The following is a 17,543-nucleotide window of genomic DNA, read 5'->3' as shown; positions in this document are numbered from 1 at the left end:
AGTGTGCTAAGTTAGTTGCGGTCTGTCTCTGTGGCTGCAGACGTGGACGTCGATGCAGAAGGATTGCTTTCTTTGCCGGCAGGATCGCTCTCCTTGCCTTCGCTTTGGCCTTCTTCGGTCTCCGGATCAGGGTCCGGCGGGTTCATGATATCCTGAATGTACTGCTTTAAGGTGTCCGGATTGCCGACCGTCAAGACAGCTGCGCCGCCGATCGATTCTTCCTTCAGCAGCTTCATCGGAGGGATCTGCTCGCTGCCGCTCATGCTGCTCTTATATGCCACGGTGGCCAGCTTCCACATGTCCTCAACCTCGAGATTCGTGTCGATGTAAGGGCTGACGGCTCTCAAAATATCCGGCAGCTTCATAATCGACGTGGTCGTCTGCATTTTCTTGGCGACCGCTTTAATCAGCTCGCGCTGCCGCTCGGTACGGGTAAAGTCCCCCATAGCGTCGTAACGGAAACGGACGTACTGGAGCGCGGCGTTGCCGTCAAGATGCTGCATGCCTTCCTTCAGATTGATGTCATATTCATTCTTGTCCGCTTTGCTGGAATAATTCATATCCTTCTCGACGTAAAAATCAACGCCGCCGACGGAATCCACCAGCTTAATAAATCCTTGGAAGTCGGTGTAGACATAGTATTGGATCGGAATGCCGAGCAGATCGCCGACCGCCTTCATCGCGGTATTGGGGCCATGGGTGATCGCCGTGTTGATCCGGTTCCGGTCATGCCCGGGTATGTCCGTGTACGTATCGCGCAGAATAGAGAACAGGTACATTTTTTTCTTTACCGGGTCGATGGAGGCTACCATCATGCTGTCCGAGCGGGGAATTTCCCCTTCCTCGAAGCCGCGGGCATCGACGCCCATCAGCAGGATGTTGACCGGCTCGGTGCCTTCCCATTCGGGAGGCGCAGGGGCTTTGGCATCCACTTTCTCGATTTCACGGAAAGGGGAGGACTCACCGCTTTTGTTCAAGCTTTGCAGGCCGTCATAGAATGATACTGCATAATAAGTGCCGTAGGCGACGACTGCCGCAAGAACGACGCATATGCTCCATATAATCGTCTTCTTTGTTTTTTTGGTCATTGTGTTCTTCCTTTCGGATTACGCTGGTGAATAAAATCGATAGAACATTTGAACATTCGACATTCACTCTATTATAATTTTTTTCGAAAAGACAATCAATTTTACGGGTCTAAGGTCCCGTTCAGCAGGAGGAGCTTAATCGTGAAACCATCACATGTTGAAGTTGGGAGCCCGGTCCCGGATTTTACCCTCGCGGCTTCAAGCGGAGAGAATGTATCCTTGAGCGACTTTCGCGGACGCAAGGTCGTGCTTTTTTTCTATCCCAAAAATATGACGCCCACATGCACCGAGGAGGCCTGCAGCTTCCGCGATCACTACGGCGCATTAAAGGAAGCGGGAGCGGTCGTCATCGGCATCAGCCCTGATCCATTGAAATCCCATGCCAAATTTATCGATAAGCATAGCCTGCCCTATTTGCTTCTGGCTGATGAAGAGCATAAGGTGAGCGAGCTGTTCGGGGTATGGCAGATGAAGAAGATGTTTGGCCGCGAGTATATGGGGATCGTGCGCTCCACCTTCCTGATCGATGAGAAGGGGAAGCTCGCCCGCGAATGGCGCAAGGTCAAGGTGAAGGGCCATGTGGAAGCGGTCCTCGAAGCTGTGCTGTCATAAGCTATATGAAGATCAGTCCCTCCGCATGCCTGGACAGGCTTGCTGCGAGGGGCTGTTTTTGTTCGCCGGCTCATTCTCTCGCAACTCTCGCTAAAATATATATCGGCTGCTAGTCTTTTTTCGAAAATACCTCCATATAATCTACCAGAAAGCCGAACTCATAGAAATGATGGAGGTAGAAAACATGAAAATTGTAGCGAGAGTTGCATCCATTGCCTTGTTTTTTGGTGTGCTGGCGTTAATGATAACGGCCTGGGCCGGATTTCCCGGGGGGAAACCGAAGCCGGCCGATGTGAAGGTATATATGGAGCAGGCGCTGTTGGCTCCGGCATCCGCCGCCGGGGTTCAGACGAAGGAGCAGCTAGGCCAAAGCGGTGAAACGCCGATCAAGCAGGCGGTTTATGCCGCGGGAGCAGGCAAGCAAGCGACATCCGCCGCCGCAGCGCAAGCCCAGGCCCCGAAAGCTGAGAAGAAGGTATATCTTACCTTCGACGACGGCCCTTCCGATTTGACGCTGGAAGTGCTGGACATATTGCGGAAGGAAGGCATTAAGGGCACGTTCTTCGTGCTGGGGGAGCAGGCAGAAGCACGCCCGGAAATTATCAACCGCATATATGAAGAAGGACACGTGATCGGCAATCATACATATGATCATCGCTATGACAAGCTTTACGGGCATTTTCAAGATTTCTGGACCCAGATCAAGAAGACGGAAGAGGTGATCCGTTTGATTACAGGCGAACGTCCGCAGCTCGTCAGGGCGCCGGGCGGGACAGCCGGACATTTTGACCAGGCATATTTCGATTTGATGGAGCAGGGGGGATATCGCGTATTCGATTGGAACGTCGACAGCGGGGATTCGAAGCGCCGGGGGGTTCCGGCCAAGGAGATCGTGAAAGGCGCAACAGCGAAGGTCAGCGGAAGCGAGGCGGTTGTGCTGCTGCATGACAGCAACGGCCACGAGGAGAGCGTAAAGGCGCTGCCGGAGATCATCGCTTATTATAAAAAGCAGGGCTATGCGTTCGATGTGCTTACGCCGGATATGCAGCCGGTCCAGTTCAAGGCGCAGCAAAGCGCGGTTAAGGCCTCGCAGCCTTCCCGCCAATGGATCGAGGATCATGTTGCGGCCAATGCCAAACTATTCGAGACGGGCCGAACGCTTGCGCTCGAGTTCGGGGCCATGGAGACCGCCTTCGAGCCGGGCGAGTACAAAATGGAGGGCGGGCGTTTGCTGGTTCCTCTGCGCTCCTTGACCGAGCGGCTCGGAGGGGAGGTCTCCTGGAAGGGTCACAGCAAGACCGTCAGCGTGTCCCTTGGAGGGAAACGCTGGGAAGCGGACCCGCTGAGACGCACGATAAGCCCGGCTGAATCCTGGGGAAGGCCGCTTCCGTCCGATGTGCACCTGATCGGCGGCACGGCCTGGATTCCGCTCCGTGACGCCCTTGCTGCATCCGGGCACCCTGTTACAAGAGTGACATATGAAGATGCGGAAATTCGGATCATAACTTTGTAGAGGATGTTCAAAATTCGCCTTTTGATCACGAAGTGAATCAAGAAGTAACTCGGCGTCGAATCTTGAATTCAGCCGGGCCTTCCTGTGCTCACGTACCTAGAACAGCAGATGCTTTCGAAGGCGTTTTCTGCGAAAACGTGTAGCTCCGCTCCTCACTCCCTAACTTCATCCAACCTTCTCGGTGCTGAAAAACCGAATTTTTGAACTCACATTTGTAGTCGAAATTTGTATTTTATGTTTGTAATTATGCGGCACAAGTTATAGACTAGTACTTAGAGATAATAATCACAATCCCTGAGAACGTTATTCGTAAAGGAGGGGGGAGCCATCCCCCTGCCTTTATTTTGGCGCGAGTGAGTCACCTTGAAGTTCACACTTTATGTCAGTGATGCATAATAGATACCGGTTATCCCGAAATTAAAGCTAACCGGTTCGATCGTCGCCAAGTTCATCTTGGGAGTTCACTTAAAGAAAAGGAGGCAATTCTCAATGACAGAAACATCTAACCCGCAACCGTCCGAAACACCGGATAACGTTGCAGGAAACCAGGCCAGCCGTCCTGATGTGCTGCTCGAACAATTGCTAAAGCCTGAGGTACAGGAATCGCTGACTACGCTCGTGGATAACCTGCCTAAGCTTACAGAAATGCTCACATTCTTCACGAAGGCTTATGATTTCGGCAAGTCCGTAGCTACTGATCCGGTGCTGGCGGAAGACACCATGGCTTCTCTCGCAGGATTCACGAAGCCTGTTACAGACAAGGCAAAAGCGATTGCGTCTGCCGCGATCGAAGCGGGCGACCGTATCCATGCACAGGGCGATCAAGCGCAAATCGGCGTATTCGGTCTGATGAAAATGCTGAAGGATCCTCAAGTTCAAAAGGGTCTTCGCTATGCTCAGGCTTTTCTTGACGTTCTGAACGAGCGCGACCAACAGAACAAGCGTTAATTCCATATATCTTAAGAAGAACGGAGGATGGTCATGTCTAAACATATTTTAATTTTGGGCGGGGGCTACGGCGGCTTGCTGAGCGCACTTTCTGCACGCGAGCATTTTGGCGTCAACGACGCGAAAATTACGCTGGTCAACCGTTTCCCAACACACCAGATCATTACAGAACTGCATCGACTGGCAGCAGGCAACATCTCAGAGAAAGCAGTGGCCCTGCCGCTGGATAAATTGCTTCGCAACGCCAACGTGGATCTGCGCATTGGCAACGTCAAGGAGATCAAGCCTGACGAACGCACCGTATCCTTGGATGACGGCGGAAACTTTACTTATGATGTTCTCGTTATCGCGCTTGGCAGCGAAACTGCATTCTTCGGCATTCCGGGACTTCAAGAGAACAGCTTCATTCTGAAGTCGGTAAACGACGCGAATCGTCTGCGTGCCCATGTGGAAGCCCGCATCGCGGAATATGCAAAAACGAAGAACAAGGCCGATGCAACGATCGTTGTCGGCGGCGGCGGCTTGACCGGCGTCGAGCTTGTCGGCGAGTATGCGGATATGCGCAGCGAGCTTGCACGCAAGCACGGGATCGATCCACAGGAAATTACGCTCTACTGCGTAGAAGCGGCTCCTTCCATTCTGCCAGGCTTCCCGGCAGAGCTGGTTGACCGTGCGACGACAAGCTTGCAGAAGCGCGGCGTGAACTTCCTCACCGGCTTGCCGATCACGAAGATGGACGGAACGACCGTGGAGCTGAAAGACGGCAGCACCATCGAAACCAGCACGCTGGTATGGACCGGCGGCGTACAGGGTAACTCGGTTGTAGCGAACTGCGGTATCGAAGTGAACCGCGGTCGTGCGGTCGTTAACGAGTACCTGCAATCCGCTTCCCATCCTGACGTGTATGTCGCTGGCGACAGCGCGGTTGTTATGGGACCGGAAGGCCGTCCATACCCGCCGACAGCACAGCTGGCATGGCAGATGGGCGAGCTGATCGGCTACAACATCTTCGCGAATCTGAACGGCGGCGCACAAGCTTCCTTCGAGCCGGTATTCTCCGGTACGCTGGGCAGCTTGGGACGCAAGGATGCCATCGGAACCATCGGCGCGAACAAAACGCAATTGAAAGGTTTGCCTGCAACGCTGATGAAGGAAGCGAGCAACATGCGCTACCTCTCTCACATCAACGGATTGTTTACGCTGGCATACTAAGCCGAAGGCTTGCATGAACATGAATATAAATCAAGAGATGGGCCCTGATATTGGGGTCCATCTCTTTTTTGCGTTTCCCGGAGAGGGAGGCACAAAACATAAGAAGATGGACATAGGGACAATCTCTGCCAAACATATTACGATGAATACACTCCGGACGGCCCTCCCCTAGAGGCTAATGCTTTGCGGGGGGCGTGAAGGAGACCGGAGCGGGAAGAGGATGGCCGGAGAGGAAAGGGGAGCAGAGCAGGAGCAGGAGTAAGAGCAGGAGCAGGAGCAGGTAGGAGTGGGAGTGGGAGTAGGAGTAGGAGTAGGAGCAGGTAGGAGTGGGAGTGGGAGTAGGAGTAGGAGTAGGAGTAGGAGCAGCCGGAAGCCGGAAGCGATCGCGCGGAAGGAAAGGCAAGACAAAAAAACAGGACAGAAAGGGAGGCGAGGAAGGTAAAGAAAGGAGGGACTGAAGGGAACCAATAGCACAAGGTGCAGATACGTCGAGGAGCTTGTCGACAGATGTACAAGGATACAAAAGCAACTTTGGTTGTAAGCGCTGTCAAATAAACATTGCCAATTCATGTTCTGATCTGGTAGAGGAGGGAGTTTGCATATGCGGGGATACCGCCGTCTTCATTCGATCGTAACGCAGCTGTTTTTGTTCTTTTTCATCGGTACGACATTGCCGGTTCTGATGATGGGCTTCCTCTCCTTCCACAAGTCGGCATCCATCGTGGAGGAGCAGGTGGGCAAGGTGGCGTCGCTGACGATTACGCAGGTCAGTGACAAGCTGAACATGTTCTTCAAGAAGCTGGACGATTCCTCGATGATGGTGCTGAACAGCAAGGTCGTCCACGGGATTTTGGAGGACCCGGACCTCAGCCAATATGACTTGAACCTTAAGGTTAAAGAAGGCAAGGATCTGCTGACCTCCATTATGATCAACTCGCCGGAAATTATCGACGTGTACGTCTTTGATATCAAGCGGAACAATTCCGTCCTCAGCGCGGACTCGCTGATGTCCATTCCGAGTCAATGGGAATCGGCGTGGTTTCAGTCGATCCTGGAGGCCCGCGGGCAGACGGTGTGGTTCGGTCTGTCCGACACCTCTTATCTGAAGCAGACAAGCATGGGGTTTCCGGTCTTTGGGCTCGGAAGGGCGATCCGCAGCTGGGATACGGGGGAAATCGTCGGCGTCATGTTCTTCGAGATCATGGGAGATGTGCTTATCGACGAGCTGAACCACGTTCAGTTCGGGGATACGGGTTACATGTATGTCGCCAACGACGAGAACCGCTTCTTCTACCATCCCGATCCGGCCATGTACGGGAAGCGCTCCCCTGTTGAGCTGCCGACAGGGCCGACGGAATACGAGTGGAACAACAAGAAGACGCTTATGATCCCTTCCAGGCTGAACAACGGCTGGCATGTCGTGGGAATGGTTCCGCTCAAGGAGCTGACGGCCGATTCGGCCAGCATCCGCAGCTTTACGGTATGGATCGTGCTCGGCTCGATGCTGGCGGCCATCGGGATCGGCTATTACATGACACGGAAGATCGGCAATCCTCTTGTTCATTTAAGCCGATTGATGCGCCGAAGCGAAGCCGGGGACTTGAGCGTGCGCTGCCGGAATGTCGGTCCAAGCGAAATCGGCCAGCTCGGCAGAAGCTTTAACAAAATGATCGAGCAGATTGATCTGTTGATCCAGCGGATCGCCGCAGAGGAATCGGAGAAGAAGAAGGCAGAAATTCGGGCCCTTCGTTATCAGATCAATCCGCATTTTTTATATAACACGCTGAACTCGATCCGATGGATGGCCAAGCTGAACCGCACCAATGATGTCGATAAGGCCGTAGCGGCGTTTGTGCATCTCCTTGAAGGCAGCCTTGGGCGCAGCGGGGTCTTTATACGGCTTGGCGATGAGCTGGAGCTCCTCCGCCAATACATGATCATCCAGAAATACCGCTATGACCATCCGATCGAGCTGGTCGTCGACTGTCCGGCGGGCATGGAAGACGTGCAAATTCCACGCATGCTGCTGCAGCCGATCGTGGAAAATGCGATTTTCCATGGGATTGCGCCCCTGGACGACAAGGGAGTGATCCGGGTTGTCATCCGGCGGCAGCAGGAGGATGCCATGATCCACATCGAGGACAACGGCATCGGAATCGAGCCGGAGAAGCTGGCCGGCCTGCTCGATTATGAGCGCAACCGCTCCAAGCAGGGAATGACCCACATCGGACTGTCGCATGTCCATCAAACCGTGAGGCTGTATTACGGCAGCCGTTACGGCTTGAACGTCGAGCGGAAGGAAGAGGGAGGCACGCGGGTGACCATCTTGATTCCGGCGAACGGAGGGGATATTCATGTACAAAGTGCTGCTCGTTGATGACGAAGCGATTGCCCGCACAGGGCTCCGAACGACTTTTGACTGGGAGGGATACGGCTATCGCTTGGTCGGGGAGGCATCGAACGGTCAAAAGGCTTTGAAGTGGATCGAGGCGGGAGAGGTCGACATTCTGATTACGGACATCGCGATGCCGGTCATGGACGGGCTTGAGCTTACCCGCCGGACAAGGCAGCTATGCCCATGGGTGAAAGTGCTGCTGCTCAGCTGCCACAGCGATTTTGAATACGTCCGGGAAGGCATTCGGCTCGGCGCGGCCGATTACATTCTGAAGCCGACGCTCGATTCAGCGTCGCTGAAGGATGTGCTGGAACGGATGCGGCAGAAGCTGGAGGAAGAGAAGCGCCTTGAGCGTATCGTAACCGAGCATGAACGGCAGCAGCGGGAGCGGCGGAAACGGGCCGATGAGAAGACGCTGTATATGGCATTGCACGGCGAAGCTGCCGCCATGGAGAACTTGGCCGGGTTCCAGAGTGACGGCCAATTCGTCGTCGCAGTCTGCCGACTGGACGGAGGGCCGAGACCGGACGGCTTCGGAGCAGCCCCGTTGGACGGAGAAGAAGAAATGGAACGACTCAAGAGCTGTTTGTATGAGCAGCTGCCGGATGCGCTTGCGGTCCGGATAGGACCGGACCTCCTGGCGGCCTGGGTGCCCGTTGACGGGATGGAGCGTGCAGAGGATCCCCGCTGCGATCATCTCCTCCGTCCGCTTGCCGCCTCCGCTACCATTGGGCTCAGCCGCCGGTATGCCGGGCCGAAGCGGCTCGCCGAGGCCTACGTAGAGGCGGGCGCAAGCCTGGAAGCCTCCTTCTTTGACCAGGAGGCGCGCATCTTTCATGCGGAGGATATCGTTGCCCCGGAGGGCCGTGAAGGACCGGAGCAGGCCAAGCCGGAGCTGCAGGCCTTGAGGGCTGCGCTGGCCGTCGGAAACCTGCCGAGGTGCGAAGTGCTATTGCAGTCGGTAATGGAGCGATGGATCCCATCCCGAATGGGGAAGCAGGATGTGCTCGCGGAAGCGGAGGAGCTGCTTGGCATGCTGTCGACGTACAGCCTGTCGGTCCTGCCGATTTTGTCTCCGGCGTATGAGCTAACCCGGCTTCGGTCGGCCGAAGAGGTGCGAAGCGTCATGCTTGACGCGTTTCAGGCGGTCCGGGACGAGCCGAATCGCGGTCCGCTTCCGGAAGCCACGCTGCACGAGCGGATCGTCCTTCAGGCCATTTCCTATATCAACGCCCATTACACGGAGCCGATCTCCCTTCAGGAGGTCGCCGATGAAGTCGCCGTAAGCCGCAATTACTTCAGCGAGCTGTTCAAGCGGGTGACGGGGAGCAATTTTATCGACTATGTGATCGATCTGCGGGTAAAGCGCGCCAAAGAGCTGCTGGCTGCAACCTCGCTCAGGGTGTATGAGGTGGCGGAGCTTTCAGGATTTAACGATGTGAAGTATTTCAGCAAGCTGTTCAAGAAGCTGGTCGGGATGACGCCGGCCGAGTATCAGGGATTGAACCGCAAATGACAAGGGGGAGGCAGGGTTCTTGCAGGATCGGAAAAGAAGCCACTTATTCGGAACATAATCCGTTCAAAAGCTTTTTGCCAAAATTTTATAATTAAAGCGTTTACAAAAGTCTTTTCAGGTTAGTCCAAATCGGTCGGAAACGGAGGAAATGAAAATGACAAGAACGCGTAAAAGAGGGGCATTGCTTGCTGTCATTCTTCTGCTGTCCATGCTGCTTCAAGCATGCGGGGGCGGTGAATCGGACGGGGGCGGCCAGGCAAGCGGCGAGAAGGTCAAGATCAAATGGGCAACTTGGGGCAACCCCGGGGAGCTCACCCGATTTCAGGAGATGACGAAGGACTTTAACAAGCGGCATCCGGAGATCGAAGTGGAGTTTATTCCGATTCCCGGCGAGTATGACCAGAAGATTTTGACACAGCTGACGGGCGGAACGGCACCGGATATTTTCTATGCCGGCGACGGCCTGATCGTCAAGCTGATCGAAAACCAGAGCATCGAGAACCTGACCCCGTACATGGAGGCTCCGGACAGCCTCATCAAGAAAGAGGACTATTTCGAAGGACTATGGGGAGCTGCGGTCCGGGACGGACAGACGTACGGGGTTCCGGTGGATTGCAACCCGATGGTGCTTTGGTACAACAAGAAGGTGCTGAAAGACGCGGGCATTACCGAGATGCCGGCGGAGCTGCAGGCTAGCGGGCAATGGACCTGGGACAAGTTCAAGGAGATGACCGACAAGATCCGGGCGAGCAACAAGTACGGCTACGTGCTGGATAACTCCTGGAACAGCTATCACAGCTGGGTTACCTCCAACGGCGGCCGGGTGTATGACGAGAACGGAAACTTCGTCGCGGCCGACGATCCGAAGGCGAAGGAAGCGTTCCAGTTCCTGTATGACAACGTGAAGTCGAAGAATATCACGTTCTCCGGCACGCTGCCGAAAGGACAGGGCGGGGATGCGATGTTCATGTCCAATCAGGTAGGCTTTGTCGGTGCCGGGCGCTGGTATCTTCCATTGTTCAAGAAAAATGAGAGCCTTGAATACGACGTCGTTACCTGGCCGACCAATACGGGCAACAAAATCGAGCCGGCCGGCATTCCTACGGCATATCTGGTGATGAATAAAGCCTCGAAGAATAAAGAGGCCGCGTATACGTTCTTCTCCGAATATTTGAATAAAGACGGGCAGCGTTTCCGTCTCCAGGGCGGCGGCAATGCGGTTCCGTCCGTAGCAGGCACCGATGAAGTCGTGCTCGAGGGCAACCTGCCGGAGCATGCCCAGCTGTTCCTCGACGCGCGCGAGGTTGGCTATGCGCTGACGCCGTTCGAGGCCGGCATCCCGGGGCTGAGCCAGGACATTACCTCGAAATTCGAAGCGTTATGGCTGAAGAATCAGGAGCTTGATAGCTCGCTTAAAGATATACAGACTATGGCCAACCAGAAGATCCAGGATTACAAGAACAGCAAAAAATAATCCAGCTCCGAGAGGAAGGGTGAGTAGACATGAACGTGCAGCCTGCAGGAAGCCCGGGAGCCGCCCCTTCTCCGGAGCGGCTCCCGGAGAGAAGGGGCTCTTCCCTGAGCAGCAAAACATCCGAAGGATTGTGGGGCTATTTGTTCATCTTCCCGCAACTGCTAGGACTGGTCGCTTTTTCATTAATTCCGCTCGTCTCGGCCTTCGTGATCAGCATGATGAATTGGGACGGGATGGGGACGAAGCAGTTCGTCGGCTTTCAGAACTTCATCGGCCAGCTGCGGGACGAGGAGTTTCGCATTGCGCTCGTCAATACGGTATACTATACCGTTCTGTCCGTGCCGACAGGGATCGTGCTGGCGATGCTCGTAGCCGTGGGCTTGAATCGGGTTCGCGGAAAAATCCTTTACCGGCTGATCTATTTCATGCCGAACATCACGATGTCGGTAGCGGTCGCCGTCGTATTCATGTGGCTGTTCAACGCCGACTTCGGGCTGATCAACATGTATCTGAAGCAGTGGTTCGGCATTACGGGACCGTCATGGCTGACCGATTCGAGATACGTCATGCCTTCGATCGCCATGCTAAGCGTGTGGATGGGGCTTGGGGGCAATATGGTGCTGTTCCTGGCCGGCCTTCAGGGAATCTCGAGAAGCTATTACGAAGCGGCTGAGATCGACGGCGCCGGCAAATGGCAGCAGCTCATCCACATTACGATTCCGCTGCTGTCGCCGACCACCTTTTTCGTGACCATTATGTCGATTATCGGCTCCTTCCAGGTGTTCGACCAATCCTTCGTCATGACGTCCGGCGGTCCGGCGAAAGCCAGCTATACCCTTGTCTATCACATTTATGAAACGGCCTTTGCGGACTTCACCTTCGGCAAGAGCACGGCGGCGGCAGTCATCCTGTTCTTGATGATTCTGTCCCTGACCCTGTTCCAGATGAAGATGTCCAGGCGCTGGGTTCATTACGAGGATTAATGGACGCAAGAGGAAGGAGGAGAAGCTACATGCCGTACCGAGGATTGCGGGCGTCGACCGTCCTGCTGCACACCGTCCTGATCATCGGCGCCTGCATCATGGCCTTGCCGTTCGTATGGATGGTGCTCAGCTCGCTCAAGGATTTATCCCAGGTGTTCGTCGTTCCGCCCAAATGGATTCCGGACCCGTTCGTCTGGTCCAACTACAAGGACTCCCTGACGGCGCTGCCCTTCGGGAGAGCTTATCTGAACAGCTTTTATATCAACGTTATCGTGGTGGTATCGCAGCTCGTAACTTGTTCGATGGCCGCCTATGCTTTTGCCAAAATATCGTTTCCCTTCCGGGAGCCGCTGTTTATCCTGTTCCTGGCCACGATGATGGTCCCGGGGCAGGTCACGATCATACCGCTGTATCTCATCATGAAAAATATCGGATGGCTGGACACGCATCTGGCGATCATCGTTCCCTCCGCCCTGCTCAACGCCTTCGGCGTGTTTCTGCTCAGGCAGTTCTTCAGAGGGATACCGAAGGAGATGGAGGAGGCGGCCATCGTGGATGGTGCGAACCGATGGACCATCTATGCGCGAATCATGCTGCCGCTCATTAAGCCGGCCTTGTCGGCGCTGGGGATCTTCACGTTTCTCGGGATGTGGAACAACTTCTTCAACCCGCTCATATTTCTCAGCAGCACGGACAAATTTACGGTGCCGATGATGCTGAACCTGTACCGTGGCATGTATTCCACGGACTGGACGCTGATGATGGCGGGTGCTTCCATCGCGCTGATCCCGGTGTTGATCGTATATATCATCGGACAGAAATACATCATTGAAGGCGTAACGCTGTCCGGAATTAAGGGGTAGATCCCGCAAAAGGTTCACGAAAGAAAAAACGAATGCACGAGCCGCAGCAGGCCCGTAAGAGGAAGCCATAGCCGCTTTCTTCTTGCGGGCTTTCTTACGTCCGCTAACCGCCAATAAGTACCGGGTTATGCTCCTGGGGCACGATCGTTCTCATAGCAGCAAGCCTTATTCGGGCTCCCTGAATATCCTGCCTCTACCGCTTTTCGCCCATAACCGATGTCTATCTTGGAGTCATCTTGGAAAACCTATTCATAGATTCATAACTAAGGCTATCAACTATGTTTTGTTCTATGAATATGGAAGGTTGGAGGGTGATGTTCTTGCTGCGTTCATCCATGATGGAAGAGGAGCGAATGGATCCCGAGTGGGCTCCGGACCTGCTCGGTAAAGTTAGAAGCCGGATCGGCAGCGTCATTGTCGGGCACGAAGAACAGATTTCGCTTACTATGATCGCACTGCTGGCTGGTGGGCATGTGCTGCTGGAGGATGTGCCGGGCGTCGGGAAGACGATGCTGGTCAAAACGGTGGCTGCGTTGATCGGCTGTGAGTTCAACCGGATTCAGTTTACGTACGATTTGATGCCGGGGGATATTACCGGAGCCTCCGTCTATTATCCCCATTCGGGGGAATTTGTCTTTCGCCCCGGCCCCCTCATGGCGAACATTGTGCTCGCCGATGAAATTAACCGCGCATCCCCCAGGGCGCAGTCCGCGCTGCTGGAAGCGATGGAGGAAGGCAGGGTCACCGTCGACGGCCGGACTTACCCGCTGCCCGCCCCATTCTTCCTGCTCGCAACCCAAAATCCTTATGAATATGAGGGGACGAGCCGTTTGCCGGAAGCCCAGCTCGACCGCTTCCTCATGAGAATGTCGCTGGGTTATCCCGATATGGAAGGCGAGATGGCGCTCCTGGAGCGCAGGGGCGGCAGCGCCACGCCGGATAGCTTGAAGCCGTTGCTGGCAGGCTCCGAGCTGATTGCGATGCAGCAGGCGGCGGCGCGCGTGTTCGTTGATGACAGCATCAAACGCTATATGGTCAGCGTAGCGGATGCATCCCGCAGGCAGCGGGGAGTGGCGCTCGGCATCAGCCCGAGGGGAACCTTGGCCTGGTACCGGGCGTCCCAAGCATCAGCCTATATGGACGGGAGAATGTACGTTATTCCGGATGACTGCCTTCGCGTAGCTGTTCCGGTGCTTGCCCACCGGATTCATATGAACCATGAAGGACGGGCAGCGGGATTGACTCAGCAGGAGATGGTGGACGCCATCCTTGCCCAATTCGAGCTTCCGCGCCAGCGCAGCCGGAAAGGCGGCTCGCGGTGAAGCGGGAGCAGGCGGATTGGATGAGAGCCCTCGCCATATGGCTCGCAGCGCTGGGTCTTTATGTGTGGCTGGGGGGCGAAGCTCTCCGGCTGTTGTGGCTCGCGTGCACGCTCGTGCTGATCGGAGGGGCCGCGCTCAGGCTGCTCGGACCGTCCCGGATTACCGTCAGCCGGACATGCGCTCCGGCATGGATCTACAGGGGGGACTCCGCTCAAGTTACGGTTCGGATTGCTTATCAAACCGTGCTGCCGGTGCCTTGGATGATGGTTCATGATACGATCGGGGGCTGCTCGCATCGGAAATTGTTGTTTCCCGGTTTTCGCAAAAATCTCACTTACAGCTATCAGCTTGATCATCTTCCCCGCGGCATCTGGTCGGAGGCCACCAGCGAGATGGCTTGGGGCGACCTGTTCGGATGGTTCCGGTTCAGCCGTCAGCTGACCGGTGAAATGACCGGAATCTCCGTTCTTCCCCGGCCGGCGGCGGGCCCTGAGCTTCAAGTCGTCCCCCGCGGCGGGTCAGCCGATCGGGAGGATGAACGGACCTTCGCGAAGAGGCGGACGGACATTCGGGGCAGCGGCCTGCGGGATTATATTCCCGGGGATCCGATGAACCGGATTCACTGGAAAAATTCCGCCAAGCTGGGGCGTCTGCAATCGTTCCTGCCCCAGGAAGGGAGCGGTATCCGCCAGTGCATTGCGCTGGATACGATGCGCCAAGGGCTCTTTGGAAGAGACGGAGGCAGCAAGCACGATGAGATCTTCGAGCAGACGGTTGCTGCCGCAGCCGGGTTCCTCTGTCAGCTTCATGACCGCCGAGTGCCTTACAAGCTGTGGACAAGCGCGTACCAATCCCTGACGCCTGTGTCTGAATATAGAGGCGATAACGCTGCGCAGAGGCGGGATATTCTCCTTCCGCTGGCATCTGTCCGGATATCGGGCGGGGTTGAAGCGGCTGATCCTCATGAGGAATACGCGCGGATGTCGACGGATGTATTGGAGAGGGATACGGCTTGGACGATTATAACCGGGACCATGAATGAGCAAGCGGCCTTGCTTGGAATCAAACTGCTGAATAGCGGTATTCGGGACGTTACGATATGCTGCTTGCGCAGCGGGCAGCAGCGGACAGCCATGCGCATTTCCGGGGATGGCGGGCATCCGTTTCGTTCGACGGGACAGGAGCGGGCCGAGGAATTTTACCGCCTGGGAGGAAGGCTGGTTATCGCAGGCGGAATACCTGAAGCTCCGGCAGATGGTTCGTTGAAGGGAGGGAATGGAAATGGATCCGGTCAGCTTGCATGGTAAAGCGGAAGAACGCGTTGGGCCCGGGAGCCATCCCGCCGGGCCTATCCGTTCTTCCCTCGTTTCCAGAACGTTTCCCGGGACCGTCCTTCAGCGCGCGCTCATTACCCTGCCGGTAGCAGGACTGCTGTCGGAGTGGCTGCTCCCGCTGCAGGCCGTTAACGGGGCGGGCGGGGACCTGATTCTGCAAGCACTGGCTCTTCTTGCGGCGATTCTTCTCCTTCAAGGCCTGACCGCCTGGCGTGAATGGGTGTGGCTGCCGCCGAACGCTTTGCTGGTCATTTGGCTGTGTGCCCAATTGTTTAACTATGCCAATCCGCTGGAATGGCTGCACGAATATGCTTCGGTCATCCTTCCAGGGGATGCGGCGGCCGTCATAAACACGCGGGCGTTTACCGCGCTCAGCGAGGAGAGCAGAACGATGGTTCTCTTGATCGGCTGGGGCATCATGGTATCGGCCGTTCATATGCTGTCCCTTTACCGCCTGTCCGTCTGGCTGTTCGGAGGCTCGACGCTGGTTTATTTGGCCGTGCTTGCCTCCGTGTCGGAGCGAAGCCTGTATTCCGATATGGGGCTGGCTTTGCTCTATCTTCTGATGGCTCAAGGGCTGATGCATATTGTGAGGCTGGGCCGGGAAGCCTCAGATGATGAAGCAAGACAGGGACCGTTCGCGGACCAAGGCCGATCTTCGGCACTGCTGACGCTTCGCTGGAGTACGGCCGTGATCGTGACGGCGGTACTTGCCATCGGGGCAGCCCGTCTTGGCGGATCCTTCAACGAGCCTTATGAAGGCGCCGGCTTGACGTTAACGGATCTAGCTGAGCGGATCTCGGGAATAGGGGAGCACGTCCGGGATGCGGCGGAGGATGCGCTGCCTGCCGCCCGAATGACCGGATACTCGCCTGTGATGGGCGAGCTTGGCGGTCCGTTATCGATGAGCGATGAGGTGTTTTTCACGGCAAAATCACCGATTCCGACCTATTGGCGCGGCGAAGCCTACAGCTTGTACGACGGCCGGAAATGGGGCCAGGATCACGCCATCCGAACGACAGCCAAGCTGACGGAGAGCCTAAGGGATAAGCTCCCCTTCTGGGAGCGGTCCCAAGGACAAACATTGGTGCAGACCCTCGAGTTTGAAGAGCCATCCCAAGTAAAGCCGCTGCTGGCCGGGGGAATTATTTCCCGGGTGTCCGATGTACAAACGGCCGGAGGGAAGCGAGAGCCGGCACTTTCGGTGGAACGGATGTCCGAGACCGTATCCATGCAAGGGGATGCGGCGCTGTCCCGCTATACCGTGGAATCCCTATATATCCGGCATGATATGCAAAGTCTTCGTGCATCAGCCGGCGATCCGACGTATATGAAAGAGCTGTATCTGCAGCTTCCCGATTCCCTCCCCGGCAGGGTCCGTGATTTGGCAAAGACGGTTACGTCGGGTGCCTCGAACAGGTATGAAATGGTCAAGGCAATCGAATCCTATTTGGAGCGGAACTACACGTATACGCTGCAGACAGCCATCCCCCCGGAGGGCAGCGACTTTGCCGATCAGTTTCTGTTTGAGTCGAGAGAAGGGTACTGCGCGCATTTTGCAACGGCGATGACCGTCATGCTGCGAAGCGAAGGAATCCCCGCCCGTTACGTGACCGGATTTGCACCGGGTGAACCGGTGGAGGGGAAGAAGCATACGTACCGCATTGCCGAAAAGAACGCCCATGCCTGGGTGGAGGTATTTTTCCCGGGAACCGGCTGGGTGATGTTCGACCCTACCCCTGGATTCGGCACCGAGCCTTCCACGCCTCCGGCGACAGCGGACGAGATTACGGCTTCGCATCTGCCGTGGTCCGGCTTATGGGATCGTGTGCTGGATGCCGCCGCCAACGTGCTGATGCTGATCTCTACCCTTGGGCCTGTTTCTTTTGCAGCAGGACTTTTGATTCTCGCTCCTGCGGCAGCGGCAGCGATCTACTGCCTTCCGTCCATTCGGGAGAGGCTTTTCTTCCTGATGCTGTCAAGCCGGATCGCGGTCTCTCCAAGGGAAGGGCTTGTCTCGGCCTCGGCTCCCGTATGGGAGAAAATCCAGCGCAGGTTCGGAGCGTTCGAGAGGGGCCAGACTGTACGTCAATATATTACGTCGTTATCGGTTACGGATGAGGCTTTGAGGCTTGAATTAATGCAGTTTGCATGGCGCTGGGAAAGGGCGGCTTTTCAAAATGAACCGTGGACCCGGACGGAAAAGGTACACTTTTTACGCCAGTGTCTTCGAATTGTCAAAAAACTGGCATGAAAACGAAGGGGCCTCTTTCTTGACGGTAT

At 55.8% G+C, this 17,543-nt stretch carries 13 protein-coding genes; 12 read left to right on the top strand and 1 reads right to left on the bottom strand.

Features of this window, described 5'->3' with window-relative positions; all coding sequences use genetic code 11:
• Positions 1-11 precede the first annotated feature (11 nt).
• Positions 12-1,088, bottom strand: a complete 1,077-nt coding sequence (locus tag BBD41_RS10575; protein WP_077569790.1) for an LCP family protein — start codon at positions 1,086-1,088, stop codon at positions 12-14.
• A 141-nt stretch (positions 1,089-1,229) separates the two neighbouring features.
• Here BBD41_RS10575 and bcp point away from each other — a divergent pair, with 141 nt between their 5' ends.
• The 12 genes from bcp to BBD41_RS10515 all read left to right on the top strand — a co-directional run bounded on the left by bcp (position 1,230) and on the right by BBD41_RS10515 (position 17,514).
• On the top strand, positions 1,230-1,700 hold the full coding sequence (bcp, locus tag BBD41_RS10570) for a thioredoxin-dependent thiol peroxidase (RefSeq protein WP_077569789.1): 471 nt from the start codon (positions 1,230-1,232) through the stop codon (positions 1,698-1,700).
• 184 nt (positions 1,701-1,884) lie between these two features.
• Positions 1,885-3,213, top strand: a complete 1,329-nt coding sequence (locus BBD41_RS10565) for a polysaccharide deacetylase family protein (protein WP_077569788.1) — start codon at positions 1,885-1,887, stop codon at positions 3,211-3,213.
• 489 nt (positions 3,214-3,702) lie between these two features.
• Positions 3,703-4,161, top strand: coding sequence for a helical membrane plugin domain-containing protein (locus tag BBD41_RS10560; RefSeq protein WP_077569787.1), 459 nt, complete (start codon positions 3,703-3,705; stop codon positions 4,159-4,161).
• Between the two features lie 33 nt (positions 4,162-4,194).
• Positions 4,195-5,373 carry an NAD(P)/FAD-dependent oxidoreductase gene (locus BBD41_RS10555; protein ID WP_077569786.1) on the top strand — a complete coding sequence of 393 codons (1,179 nt, stop codon included), beginning with the start codon at positions 4,195-4,197 and terminating at the stop codon, positions 5,371-5,373.
• Positions 5,374-5,974: 601 nt separating this feature from the next.
• Positions 5,975-7,750 (top strand): cache domain-containing sensor histidine kinase, encoded by a 1,776-nt coding sequence (locus BBD41_RS10550; protein ID WP_099477559.1) that lies wholly within the window; start codon positions 5,975-5,977, stop codon positions 7,748-7,750.
• Positions 7,728-9,284 carry a response regulator gene (locus tag BBD41_RS10545; RefSeq protein WP_099477558.1) on the top strand — a complete coding sequence of 519 codons (1,557 nt, stop codon included), beginning with the start codon at positions 7,728-7,730 and terminating at the stop codon, positions 9,282-9,284. The genes BBD41_RS10550 and BBD41_RS10545 overlap by 23 nt, the downstream gene beginning before the upstream one ends.
• Before the next feature lie 154 nt (positions 9,285-9,438).
• Positions 9,439-10,758, top strand: a complete 1,320-nt coding sequence (locus tag BBD41_RS10540; RefSeq protein ID WP_099477557.1) for an ABC transporter substrate-binding protein — start codon at positions 9,439-9,441, stop codon at positions 10,756-10,758.
• Between the two features lie 29 nt (positions 10,759-10,787).
• Positions 10,788-11,741, top strand: a complete 954-nt coding sequence (locus tag BBD41_RS10535; protein ID WP_186311090.1) for a carbohydrate ABC transporter permease — start codon at positions 10,788-10,790, stop codon at positions 11,739-11,741.
• A 29-nt stretch (positions 11,742-11,770) separates the two neighbouring features.
• Positions 11,771-12,604, top strand: a complete 834-nt coding sequence (locus BBD41_RS10530; protein ID WP_007133025.1) for a carbohydrate ABC transporter permease — start codon at positions 11,771-11,773, stop codon at positions 12,602-12,604.
• Between the two features lie 314 nt (positions 12,605-12,918).
• Entirely contained in the window at positions 12,919-13,926 is a 1,008-nt protein-coding gene (locus BBD41_RS10525) for an AAA family ATPase (protein WP_099477556.1), read from the top strand.
• Complete coding sequence (locus tag BBD41_RS10520; RefSeq protein ID WP_099477555.1) at positions 13,923-15,233, top strand: DUF58 domain-containing protein; 1,311 nt, start codon at positions 13,923-13,925, stop codon at positions 15,231-15,233. The genes BBD41_RS10525 and BBD41_RS10520 overlap by 4 nt, the downstream gene beginning before the upstream one ends.
• On the top strand, positions 15,208-17,514 hold the full coding sequence (locus tag BBD41_RS10515) for a transglutaminase TgpA family protein (RefSeq protein ID WP_099477554.1): 2,307 nt from the start codon (positions 15,208-15,210) through the stop codon (positions 17,512-17,514). The genes BBD41_RS10520 and BBD41_RS10515 overlap by 26 nt, the downstream gene beginning before the upstream one ends.
• The last annotated feature ends 29 nt before the right edge of the window (positions 17,515-17,543 follow it).

It is taken from the genome of Paenibacillus ihbetae, from assembly GCF_002741055.1.
Taxonomy (GTDB): domain Bacteria; phylum Bacillota; class Bacilli; order Paenibacillales; family Paenibacillaceae; genus Paenibacillus_AQ; species Paenibacillus_AQ ihbetae.
The sequence above is the reverse complement of the archived record's forward strand: the minus strand, read 5'-3'. Positions and strand labels throughout refer to the sequence as shown.